This is a genomic window from Parabacteroides sp. An277, assembly GCF_002159645.1.
In the GTDB taxonomy this organism is placed as follows: domain Bacteria; phylum Bacteroidota; class Bacteroidia; order Bacteroidales; family Tannerellaceae; genus Parabacteroides.
The window spans coordinates 16,481-28,998 of the sequence record NZ_NFJB01000040.1; the positions used below are offsets into that span (position 1 = coordinate 16,481).

A 12,518-nucleotide genomic window follows, 5' to 3' on the forward strand; every position below is an offset into this window, starting at 1 on the left:
AATAATCCATCAGGTGCCGACCCAAAAGTTGTTTGTGCTTAGGAAAGCTCTATCTTTAGGCTAAAGATATATATCTGCAGCCTGAAGATATATATCTTTAACTTGAAGATATGTATCTTTAGCCTAAAGATAGAGAATAACCAAGGAGTTTTCAAGTTTTCCCCGCCGGATATCCGATTTTCATCCGGGCCTCTTTGCCGTAATTAATCAAATAGAAATCGTTTTTTGCAAACTTGCCAATCCAAAATACGCCTATCTTTGTATCCGAAAGAAAACTCAATATCACCATGAACAAGGAAAATGTCAGAAACACATTATTTATCCTCTCTACTTGCATCTCATTAGCAAGCACCTCTCCTGCCTCTGCCCAAAGAATGGACGAAATGTGGGGGAAACAAAACACTAAAGAGGTAAAAACAAACGAGAAACGCGGGCATTTATTCGAATGGGGGAATTACGCCATGTTCATCCATTGGGGCTTGTATTCGCAACTGGGCAACGTTTGGAACGGAAAGACTTATTACGGCATTGGAGAATGGATGATGGATGTCAACATGGCCAATGCCGATAAAAACGAGTACAAAGCCGTAGCACGTTCATTTAATCCTACCCAATTCCATGCCGACTCTATTGTACAATTAGCCAAAGAAGCGGGCATGAAGTATATCATTATCACCAGCAAACACCACGATGGATTTGCCATGTATCAATCGTCATGCGACAAATTCAATATTGTCGATGCGACTCCTTTCGCCCGTGACCCGATGAAAGAATTAGCGGAAGCGTGCCAGCGGGAAGGATTAGGCTTCGGTTTCTATTATTCGCATAACCAAGATTGGACTACGCCCGGGGCGTCGGGTGCTTCCAAGGTAGATGCGGAAGGGAATCCCAAGACATTCGATGATTATTTCTACCAAAAATGCCTGCCCCAAGTAGAGGAAATCACCCAAAACTATGGCGACATCGAATTGGTTTGGTTTGATACACCTGGGAACATGCCGCCGGAATATGCCCAAAAGTTGGTCGAAACCGTACATCGCAACCAACCGAACGCACTGGTCTCTGGCCGTGTCGGATATGGCTTGGGCGACTATATGACTTTAGGCGATATGGAAGTTCCGCTTGAAAACATCGAAGGATTATGGGAAAGCGTGGACGTCACGAACGATTCGTGGGGCTATGCCTGGTATGACCAGAATTGGAAATCACCCAAACAAATCCTGACCTATTTAGTGTCTACCATCGCTCGGGGCGGAACTTACATGCTGAATGTAGGCCCAGACAATACAGGACGCATCCTAGCCTATGTTTCTAAAACACTTCGCACCGCGGGAAAGTGGATAAAACGTTATCCAGAAATGGTGTATGGCGCGGAACCTTCTCCGTGGAAACATGCGCTTCCTTGGGGCGATGCTGTCAAACAAAAGGATAAACTCTACTTAGCCGTTTATGAATGGCCCCAATCGGGCGAGCTTTACGTGCCTGGCCTGCAAAACCGGATTGTCTCTGCGGCTATTAAAAATGAGCATAAAGACAAGAAGATTACTTATACAAAAAAGGAAAATGGCTATGTGCTATCCCTTCCGTTCAAAAAGCCAGACCCGCTTATTCCTGTTATTGAGTTGACACTGGATAATGAATCCGCTCGCGTAGACAGCACATGGACCATCGACCCAGAAATCGGCATAAAGGATTTGTCTGTGAAGTTCGCCCAAACTACAAAATGTACTATCCATAAAGCCAGTTGGATGGAGAAATTCGGCGAATGGAAACATGTATATTGCGTAAGTGATATGGCACAAGACAGCCGGGTATCATGGACCATCGACGTAACCAAACCGGGCACGTTCAAAATCGATTTAACACTTCGTGGAAACGGACGAGGCGTATGGAGAGTCGAAACCGACGAAGGACGCTTCATCCAAAATCAGCAAAGTATCTCAAGCCTCTTTACTGCAAGGCCCATTGGATGGATACGTTTCGACAAAGCAGGACGACATACTATTTCCGTCCAAATGCCTGAAGGCAACACGCCCTGCGATTTAGCGGGCATTTCCCTTCAACCCATCTTTTTCGAATAGACAAAAAATAACGCAAGCTTAATAATAACACACATGAAGAAATCATTGATTATTTCCCTCTTCATTGCGATGGCAATGCAAACAGTATTCGGACAAAAGCAGGAATTGATTCTTCCGATTCCTTCCGAGACACCCAGTCCGGCCCAATTAAAACAAATCGAACGCAAGTATGGCATGTTTATCCATTTTGGGATAAATACGTTTCATAACGAAGAATGGACGGACGGTTCCAAACCGGCCTCTTCTTATTGCCCCACCACCGTGGATGCCGACCAATGGATACGAACAGCCAAAGAGGCGGGCATGAAATACGTCATACTCATTACCAAACACCACGACGGTTTTTGCCTTTGGGATAGCCCTTATACGGAATACGACGTGGCCAATTCCGGAAATACCACCAACGTAGTGGAAGCGGTGGCAAAGGCTTGTAAAAAATACCAAATCGGCTTAGGACTTTACTATTCTCTTTGGGATCGAAAAGTGAATGCAGACGTCGAGGACCAAAGCCAAGACGCTGCCTACAATGACTATATGCTCAAGCAACTGGACGAGCTGATTCAAATCGTACAAAAACATACGCATGTGGTGGAGTTCTGGTTTGATGGCGGATGGGTGAAGCCTAATTACCGTTGGCCCGTCATGGACATTTACCAGACTATCAAATCAAAAGAACCGGAATGTCAAGTAGGAATCAACTGGAGCATCGGTTTGCCCAGCAATCCGGACGGACACATGGTTGTACCCGAAAAGCAACAAGCAGGCTTTCCCATTCGCTACTTTCCGAGCGATTTCCGATTGGGCGATCCCTATTTGCCCACTGACGACGACCCCAAAGTATTCACACACGACGGAAAGAATTACTACATGCCTTGGGAATCGACCATTTGCCTGAGCCAACGTTGGTTTTACCACACGGAAGATACTACGTATAAATCTGTAAGCGAACTGGCCAAGCTCTATCGGCAATGTACGAAAAACAACAACATCTTGATCTTGAATTGCCCACCCAACCGGGAAGGGAAAATACGAGAAAAAGATATCGAAGTATTAAAGGAATTACGCCGCACCATTCAAGACATGGAATCTGTCGCGCCGACATCGGGGCAACAGGCCATGCTCGATCGTAAATATGGCATGTTCCTCCACTTCGGTATGAATACCTATTTAGGAAAACAATGGAGCGACGGCACCGACCCCGCAAGTGCCTACAATCCGCCTGCCGACCTGGCTGAAAAAGCAGCTGAATGGGTGCGCATCGCCAAGAAAGCAGGAATGCGCTCCATCGTCTTGACCACCAAGCATCATGAGGGATTCTGCCTTTGGGATAGTAAATATACGGAACATGACATTGCCAATCCCGCCATTCCGCACAAGATAGATGTAGTAAAAGCCGTTTCGGATGCATGCAGGAAAGAGGGCATCGCTTTCTCTATTTATTATTCTTTATGGGATCGAAACGCTCCCTCTTATAAAGACAACGACAAGCACAAGTATATCGTTTACATGAAGAACCAACTGGAAGAATTGATGACGCAATATGGCCCAGTGGCAGAGCTTTGGTTTGATGGCGCATGGGACCGCAAGAATCCTTCTGACTGGTACTTGCAAGAAGTGTACGATTTTGTCAAGAAGTTGCAACCCGATTGCCAAATCGCCACCAATTGGACCATTGGCAAACATCCGATCGACATGCAAGACGGAGATTCCATTCTCTATTTTCCCAGCGATTTCCGGTTATGGGACCCCTTTCTCCCCACATGGGACGACCCGAAAGTGTACCTACACCAAGGAAAAGCCTATTATCTTCCCTTTGAAAGTACACAAACGATTTCCGTACTGGGCAATTGGTTTTACGACGAAACGGACCGTTCCGTGCGCGATTTGGAAGACTTGGAAGAAATATTCTACGCCTCGACACGCAACAACAATTGCCTTTTGCTAAACATCCCGCCAGATAAAAACGGGGTCATCCAGCCTGAATATGCCGACCAACTTTATCATTTAGCCAAACGCCTATCCATCGAAAACGGAAAAGCCTTTCCGCGCGAAATGAAGCGCCCGACTTCCCTCACGGCTTTCGCAAAGGCTCAAGCAAGCAGTACGCACCAATCGGACGAACATCACTATGGTGCGCTCTTGGCGGTCGATAGCGACGTATCTACTTCGTGGATGGCGGCCGACAGTACCGGTTGGCTGGAAATCACCCTGCAAAAAGAGAGCACATTCAACCAAATCTCAGTCATTGAAGGAGGCAACCACATCAAGCATCATACGTTTGAAATCAAGAAGGGAAACGAATGGATTCCCATCCACGAAGGTGCCATGCTATGCGACGAAAATATCGTGAGTTTCATGGGTTATGGCTTCGGGACAGTCCAACTTTCCACACCCGTGACTGCCCGCAAAATCCGATTAAACATTCAATCATCCAATGGAATACCCGTCATTTATTCCATCCGGGTGAAACTGAATTCATGAAATGAATATAGCAAGTTTCCGAGACGACCGCCTGTTGTCTACTCGGAAACGGCTGTTTCCATTATTCGTCGAATGACTTAAGAAGGTGAAAAAACTTTCGTGAAAAAGCCTCCAAACCATTTGGCTGCATTTAAACTTGCCCTGCCTCCCGATTTTCCTTACCTTTGCTAAAATTTTTAGACATAAAAAATAATGAAAACGATTCAAGGACAAAACAATAAGCTTGTCTTTGCCTTTCCAGACAAAGAAATTGAATGCTTTACTACGACAAATGAACGAATAAACCTAATGCTCGAACAGGCAAACATTTCCATCATGGGTAATAATAACCGCATCTTGCTTTATTTCGATTCGGAAGAAGACGCGGAAGAACTGCTTGCGGGCGGAGGTTTCCTGCTCATCGTCAAGGGAAACGACAACGAAGTAGACATGGGGACGGTCATCGTTCGCTCCTCTCCTATTTTAGGCATGACGGGGTTAAAACTAATTATAGGCCAATTACCTGGGTTGGGTGCAAGCGTCTCGCGTACCGCCAACGGATGTCGGGTCACCATAGGCAACAAGGTCGTTATCAACGGGACTACCATCTATCTGCAAGAAGACAATTCGCGCGTTTGTATCGGCGACGATAGCCAGATTAGTTGGGGTGTGGACATTTGGTGCACGGATGCACATACGATTACAGACCTCGACGGAAATCCTATCAACTATGCCCAAAGTATCGAGATAGGACGCCATGTATGGATAGGAAAGGACGTCAAGATTGGAAAGAACGTCCGCATAGCCGACAATAGTATTGTTGGTTGGGGCAGCATCGTGACCAAACCATTCGACGAACCAAACGTTATCTTCGCAGGTATCCCCACCAAGATAGTTAAGCGAGGTATCAATTGGGACCGCAAATGCATCAATAAATACGTAAAAGGACTTTAAAGCTTAACCCTTTCTAAAAAAACAGACCGATGAAGATAAACTTCATCGGTCTCAAACCCTAAAATAAATATTATGAGTGATTTATAAATTAATTCTGTTCTTTTAAAATCACATCGTGTGCTCCGCCTTCCACAATGGAAGTAGAAGAGACGAGGGTAATTTTGGCCGTCTTCTGCAATTGTTCAATCGTGATAGCACCACAACTGCACATCGTCGCCTTGATTTTAGAGAGAGTCGAAACCAGATTATCCTTCATCTTACCGGCATAGGGCACGTAACTGTCCACGCCCTCTTCAAACTTCAACGCCTCGTTGCCGCCCATATCATAGCGCTGCCAATTTTTTGCACGGTTCGAACCTTCGCCCCAATATTCCTTCACAAAATTGTTGCCTATCTTGAGCTTCTTGGTAGGAGACTCGTCGAAACGGGCAAAGTAACGCCCCATCATCAAGAAGTCCGCACCCATGGCCAACGCCAGCACCATGTGATAGTCATGTACCAAACCGCCATCCGAACAAATAGGAATGTAAATACCGGTTTTCTGGAAATATTCATCGCGTGCACGCGCTACATCAATCAACGCCGTAGCTTGTCCGCGGCCGATACCTTTTTGTTCCCGCGTGATGCAAATCGAACCACCGCCGATACCTACTTTGATGAAGTCCGCACCAGCCTCTACTAAATAGTTGAATCCTTCCTGGTCGACCACATTACCCGCGCCTACAAGCAACTTATCTCCATATGTTTCGCGAATCCAACGCAACGTATCGCTTTGCCATTCCGAATAACCATCCGACGAATCGATGCAAACCACATCCACTCCGGCTTCCACCAAGGCCGGCACACGCTCCTTGTAATCACGCGTATTGATACCGGCTCCCACAAGCAAAGTCTTATCTTTACCCGACAATTCGTACGGATTCTCATGATGCGAATCATAGTCTTTGCGGAAGACCATATATTGCAAACGTTGTTCCTTATCAATGATAGGCAACGTATTGAGTTTATGTTCCCAAATAATCTGATTGGCTTCTTTAAGCGTAATGCCCAATTCACCTACGAAAAGCTTCTCAAATGGCGTCATAAACGTTTTTACTTTCGTTTCTGGCGCATCCTTTTCTATGCGATAATCACGACTGGTGACGATGCCGAGCAATTTACCATTCGGCGTACCATCTTCCGTAATGCCAATCGTGGAATGCCCTGTCCGCTTTACCAAGGCTATCACATCAGCCAACGTATCTTCAGGCGTGAGGTTCGAATCGCTCACCACAAATCCTGCCTTGAACTTCTTCACCTTGCGCACCATTTCGGCTTGACTCTCGATGGGCTGCGAACCGAAAATAAACGAAAGTCCGCCGTTGCGCGCCAATTCAATCGCCAATTCGGGACCTGAAACCGATTGCATAATAGCTGATACAAAAGGAATATTCAATTGAATAGCAGCCTGTTCACCCGCACGATACTTCACCAAAGGAGTTTTAAGTGATACATTCGCCGGCGTACATTCTTTTGTCGTCAGACCCGGAATGAGCAGGTACTCGCCAAACGTTCTGGATACATCATTTAAGTAAATTGCCATAAGTATCTTCTTTTATAGATAAAATTTTCCTGCAAATGTAGAAAAAAAAACCGAATAGGCATTGTTTTCTATCGTTTAATTTTCGACCACCAATCCCACGCCTACTCCTTTTTGTACTTTCAGCACAACGCAACGGTCTTTCGCCAAGTATTTGCGGAGCTTGGTGATAAAGACATCCAGCGAACGGGAAGAATAGAAATCAGCCGTTTGCCAAATAGCAGTCAAGATTTCTTCCCGGCTAACAATGTGTCCTATCTCCCGGCAAAGCATTTCGAGCACTTTTGCCTCTTTCGGAGTGAGCGACTGGCGCTCTTCGCCATAGAGAAGCAGGTTTTGAGAAGGAATAAAGGTATATCGACCCATCGGATAGGTGTCTTTTCTCTCCGTTTCAGACACAAAAGCAGAGGATTGCTTCACCTTTTTTAATATGGCTTGGATATGCGCATCCAACTCTTCCGGCAAGAACGGCTTCTTGATGTAGAAGTCGGCACCCGACTCGTAGCCATTGATGACATCCCGCGCTGTCGTCAGTCCGGTTATGAAGATGATCGCCACATTCGGATGATGTTCACGGATATGGCGCACCATCGTCCTGCCGTCCATGACAGGCATTTCCACGTCTGATACAATCACATCAAACGGTTTCTGTTCTAACTGTTTTAATCCCTCTTTGCCATTGGGAGCGGTCTCTATCTCGTAGCCTCCAATCATCTGCTCCAGGCTACTCTTCAAAATGAAGCAGAGGTTCTTATCATCTTCTACTAACAATACGCGTGTCATGCCTTTTCCTCCGTTAAGGGCAATGAGAGCGTGAACTCGCTATAAGCTCCTTCTACGCTATTGAGCGAAACCGACCCGCCCATCGCCATCATTACCCGATATACATAATTCAGTCCCAAACCGAAGCCGGAGACCTTCTTGTCTTTCTTATATTCCAATCCGCCCCGTTCAAATTTCTCGAAGATGCGTTTCTGTTGCTTGAGCGGAATGCCCCAACCGTTGTCCCATACCTTTATATAAATAACGTCTTTCCCTGGCTCTGCCGAGAGACGGATGCGCACCGCCTCATGGGAATACTTCAGGGAGTTGTCTATCAGATTGCAGATGGCCTCCTTCAAGTATTCCTCATCTGCCAAGAAAAGAGGCAAAGAAGCAGGACAATCCACCTCGAATTGCACCGGCTTCTCTGCCTTTACCTTATATTTCTGCACCAACTCATCGAATAGCGTGGGTAAGTCTACTTCGCTCTTCACCAGTTTCAAACGGGATTGCTCCAGCTTGGCAATGGTCAATATCTTCTCCGAGAGCGAAAGGAGATGGGTGCTTTCTTCATTCAAGATAGCGAAATACTGCTTCCGAAGCTCCGGCTTACTATCCAAGATACCGCTTTCGAGCGTATGCCCTGCCATCGAAATGGTGCTAATCGGCGTCTTCATATCGTGAATCATCGCATAAGTAAAGTCCTGCCGCAAGCGGGCAATCTTGTTTTGCTTGATGATAATCTGCACCTGATATACAATACAACCCGCCACAAAGAGAATCAACAACGCCGTCGCCACCAGCATCATGCCCATCTTCTGGAATGCTATCCAATAGGGATTCACAATCACTGCCCGCACTGCTTTTGCATGGTCACCATCGAGGAAGACCGGCTTCGTCTTGACGGTGCGGAACGAAGGCGTTATTCGCACAGGTTCTTCTTCCTGTAGCACATTCCCTGCCGAATCGACTACTTGACAAACTAACTCCGCGTGGAAATCCTCTTTCGCTAATGCCTCCGTAAAAAGCGAATCGAGCAAGGGTAAAGAGACGGAGGTCTGGGACAGCGAATCGGCGTAATGGTGAAGGGCGGTCGTAATGAAATCCAGTATCGCCTTCTCATTGGATGATTCTTTCCAGTTCAAAGACTTCTCCGCACTAATATTCGTTTCCGTATCCCCTTTATAAACTTTCAACCGTTCGATAGCCTCGTCAATCACCGCCTTCGGAAATAACCGGTTGCCCGTCTGCACCAATTGCGTCTCCACCAGCCGATAGGTATTTATCAGCCAAAGGCCCTGTATCGCCACGATGGCGACGAGGCCCAATGCCGTCAGTATTTTGATGTATTTCCCGTTCATGCAATCTGTTTTTTCGTCTGCAAAAGTATAAAATATTACTTTACGTTCGTCCTATAACAATTCCTTAACAATCCATCGCGCTATAACAATCATATAACAATTCGATAACGACGCGATAACCTACTTCCCGAAGAAAAGAGGGTTACTTTGCAGCAGAAAAATAAAACGAACATGATTATGAAACGTACAATTATCATCGCGGGAATCATCGCAAGCGCAGCTACCCAGTTGGCTGCCCAGAACATAAAGGGAAAAGTAGTGGATAACCAGCAGCGTCCTATCGAGGCGGCGACGGTGATTATGCAAGCACCCGATTCTACTTTCATTGATGCAGTTATCACCGATTCGTTAGGCTGTTTCTCCTTCAAGGAAGAGCCGGAACAATACCGCCTCATCTTCCAGCACCTTTTATATAAGACGCAAGAGAGAATGGGAAGTTCACCGGATGTGGGCACGATTACGCTCGACGCACAAAGCTATGCGCTGGACGAAGTGGTGGTGCAGGGCGAACGTCCGCAGGTGAAAGTCGAGAAGGGCGCGTTGGTGTATGATGCGGAAGTCCTCTCGGAGCGCACCACTGCCAGCAATGCCTACGAATCGCTGCTGCGCGTGCCGGGCGTTATCGAACAGAGCGAGGCGATTACGTTGGCGGGCGCCAAAAGTGTTACGGTGGTCATCAATGGCAAGCCATCATCAATGACGGCGGAGCAGCTTACCGAACTCCTGAAGAGCACGCCGGTCTCGAATATCCAAAACATCGAAGTGATGTATAACGCGCCGGCGAAGTACCGGGTGCGCGGGGCGGTCATCAATGTCGTGTTGAAGAACGCGAAGTCCGCCGACCCGTTCCTCCGGGGCGAAGTGAGCGGGAACTTCACGCAATCGGCTTATGCGAAGGGCGGCGGGAACCTCAACCTCTCCTACTCCGGCCAGAAAGTATCGGCAGACCTGAGTTATGCCCCGCGTTTTACGCATTCGGACACGGATATGGAGATGATTTCCCGGCATACTTTCGCGGGAAAGACCTACGACATCGACCAAATCAACACGGGCGACGCAAAAGCATTGAACCATAACCTGCGGCTCGGCGTGGATTACCAAATCGCGGAAGGAAGCAGCCTGAACGCCGCCTATACCGCCTCGTTTAAGACCCGCAACCGCTCACGCCAGCACTCATCGGGCAATTTCGTGGAATCGGACAACCTGAAAACCAGCGAAGCCCAAATGCATAATATCAACGTGGATTACACCGCCGCCTTCGGCTTGAATCTCGGTATCGATTATACGCACTACAACAGTCCGGCGACGCAGGATTTTACCAATCAGGCGGAAAACGTCCGGCAGCATTTCCTTGTGGATGAATATCAGACCATCGACCGTTATAATGTCTATGCCGGGCAAACCCACGCTTTGCCTAATGGTTGGAGCCTCAACTACGGCATCGACTTTACCTTTGCCAACGAGAAGAGCGGGCAGACCTACCGACCACAGGATGACTCGGACCTTTCATCGCTCAACACCGATACGAAGATGAAAGAGGAGACCTACAACTTCTACGCCGGTGTGGAGAAGGCGTTCAACGAGCGGCTCTCACTATCGCTTTCGGTGGCGGGCGAGCGGTACAAGCTCATGGATTACCGCAAATGGGCGGTCTATCCCGCGTTTCAACTGAGCTATATGTTAAGCCCGGAGCATGTATTCCAGCTTGGCTTCTCTTCCGATAAGGAATATCCCGACTATTGGACGCTTCAGAATACCACGAGCTACCTGAACGGCTATACCAAGATACTGGGCAATCCGAACCTCGTCCCCTCGACCGACTACGCCGCACAGCTGACCTACGTCCTCAAGGGGAAGTACATCGCTACGTTCTATTATAATTATATCAAGGATTACATCATGCAATTGCCCTACCAAAGTCCCGACGAGCTTTCGCTCATCTACCAGTTCATCAATTACGACTACCAGCAGCAGGTGGGCCTGACGCTGATGTTCCCCTTCTCGGTTGGCAGGGTCTGGAACGCCCAACTCGTATTGGACGGCTCCTACAACAAGGATGTTTGCGACCCGTACCATGCCATCAGCTTCAATCGGTCGAAATGGCAAGGCATCGCCCAATTCAATAACAGCGTCCGCCTCTCCAGCCAGCCCGACATCCGCCTCGAATTGAACGGGCTCTACGTCAGTTCGCCCCTCCAAGGCATCTACGACCTCAGCTCGGTCTGGAAGATAGACGCCGGACTGAAATGGACCTTCGCCCACGACTGCGCCGAACTGAAACTGCAGGGCAACGACCTCTTCAACAGCCTGCGGCCAGACGGCAGCATCAATTACAAAGGGCAACGGCTCGACCTCCTCATGAACCAGATGAGTCGCAGCTTCAGCGTTACCTTTACCTACAAGTTCAACGGCTACAAGGAGAAGAAACATAGGGAGGTGGATACCTCGCGGTTCGGGCATTAACTGCGGGACGCCTCGGACAAACTTCCCCAAGTCTCTACCTAAAACTTGAGAAATAGGGAGCAAATCTCTATCTTTAGGCTAAAGATACATATCTGCAGGTTAAAGATATCTATCTGCAGCCTAAAGATACATATCTGCAGCCTAAAGATAAAGAAGAGGCCTTTTATTTACCTAAATCGATTTTATATCCCAACGAAATACCCGCATGATGGGCGCTGTTTGAAGTGCAATCCAAGAAGCCAAACGTATTGAAGGTAAAGTTTTTCCATTCTATGCCAATGTCCATCGTAGGACCTGCGTTCATCCCCACTCCTACTCCGCCATAGGCTCCTCCGCTTACCCTCACCTTCGTGACCGACGAAAGGGGAAAATGAAATGAAGCATACACTGGGACATACACCTGAAAAGCCGCCTGCTCCCACTTGGAGATGCTGGAAAACAAAACGCCCGTCTGCAATGAAAACAAATGGCTTTGGGGAAAATCTACATAAGCCCCCGCATGCACGCCCCAACGGTTCCCTACTGAGAATCCGGAACGTAGCTCTACATCCGGCTTTTTCTCACCTGCCTCCACACTTCCAATGGCCAATAACATCGCCCCCGCCATACCAAGGACTCGCTTACTTAAAACCTTATTCATCTTGCTACTATTTTAGAACGTATAACCCGCGCTTACCGAAATCAGGTTTTCCGCCTCCATCCAGTGCTTCGTCTCGAAGTTCCGCTCGTAGTTCAAGTTGAGCGACACTTGGCTCAGTAGAAATTTAGTGGGGATATGCATATAGTTTTGCAATACGGAATAAGAAGAACTTCTTGTCTGCAACCCCTCTGAGGTTTGCTCTGAATAGTTTGATTTTA

At 47.5% G+C, this 12,518-nt stretch carries 9 protein-coding genes and 1 pseudogene; 5 read left to right on the forward strand and 5 right to left on the reverse strand.

Annotated features, from left to right (window positions below):
* The first annotated feature begins 287 nt into the window (after positions 1–287).
* The 4 genes and pseudogenes from B5F77_RS13250 to B5F77_RS13260 all read left to right on the forward strand — a co-directional run bounded on the left by B5F77_RS13250 (position 288) and on the right by B5F77_RS13260 (position 5,495).
* Positions 288–2,081: an alpha-L-fucosidase gene (locus B5F77_RS13250; protein ID WP_204244979.1), complete on the forward strand. Its 1,794-nt coding sequence runs from the start codon at positions 288–290 to the stop codon at positions 2,079–2,081.
* A gap of 33 nt (positions 2,082–2,114) precedes the next feature.
* A pseudogene (locus B5F77_RS16035) lies at positions 2,115–3,155 on the forward strand (alpha-L-fucosidase); the annotation flags it as partial.
* Between the two features lie 42 nt (positions 3,156–3,197).
* A complete protein-coding gene (locus B5F77_RS16040; protein WP_343225100.1) occupies positions 3,198–4,562 on the forward strand; it encodes an alpha-L-fucosidase in 1,365 nt (454 codons plus the stop codon).
* A gap of 192 nt (positions 4,563–4,754) precedes the next feature.
* The gene (locus tag B5F77_RS13260; RefSeq protein WP_087331571.1) at positions 4,755–5,495 is read left to right on the forward strand and encodes an acyltransferase; all 741 of its coding nucleotides are present in this window, start codon (positions 4,755–4,757) and stop codon (positions 5,493–5,495) included.
* A gap of 88 nt (positions 5,496–5,583) precedes the next feature.
* On the opposite strand, the gene B5F77_RS13265 is transcribed toward B5F77_RS13260, so the two are convergent.
* The 3 genes from B5F77_RS13265 to B5F77_RS13275 all read right to left on the reverse strand — a co-directional run bounded on the left by B5F77_RS13265 (position 5,584) and on the right by B5F77_RS13275 (position 9,197).
* Positions 5,584–7,077 (reverse strand): IMP dehydrogenase, encoded by a 1,494-nt coding sequence (locus B5F77_RS13265; protein WP_087331575.1) that lies wholly within the window; start codon positions 7,075–7,077, stop codon positions 5,584–5,586.
* A gap of 75 nt (positions 7,078–7,152) precedes the next feature.
* Complete coding sequence (locus B5F77_RS13270; RefSeq protein WP_087331578.1) at positions 7,153–7,857, reverse strand: response regulator transcription factor; 705 nt, start codon at positions 7,855–7,857, stop codon at positions 7,153–7,155.
* Positions 7,854–9,197 carry a HAMP domain-containing sensor histidine kinase gene (locus B5F77_RS13275; protein ID WP_087331581.1) on the reverse strand — a complete coding sequence of 448 codons (1,344 nt, stop codon included), beginning with the start codon at positions 9,195–9,197 and terminating at the stop codon, positions 7,854–7,856. Before B5F77_RS13275 ends, B5F77_RS13270 begins: the two co-directional genes overlap by 4 nt.
* A gap of 177 nt (positions 9,198–9,374) precedes the next feature.
* On the opposite strand from B5F77_RS13275, the gene B5F77_RS13280 reads away from it, so the two are divergent.
* Positions 9,375–11,660 (forward strand): TonB-dependent receptor, encoded by a 2,286-nt coding sequence (locus B5F77_RS13280; RefSeq protein ID WP_204244980.1) that lies wholly within the window; start codon positions 9,375–9,377, stop codon positions 11,658–11,660.
* A gap of 163 nt (positions 11,661–11,823) precedes the next feature.
* Here B5F77_RS13280 and B5F77_RS13285 read toward each other — a convergent pair whose 3' ends face one another.
* Together B5F77_RS13285 and B5F77_RS15785 are read right to left on the reverse strand one after the other, a co-directional pair.
* Entirely contained in the window at positions 11,824–12,300 is a 477-nt protein-coding gene (locus B5F77_RS13285; protein ID WP_140392885.1) for a hypothetical protein, read from the reverse strand.
* A 12-nt stretch (positions 12,301–12,312) separates the two neighbouring features.
* The coding region (locus B5F77_RS15785) for a hypothetical protein (RefSeq protein WP_162608007.1) at positions 12,313–12,518 on the reverse strand (206 nt) is incomplete at its 5' end.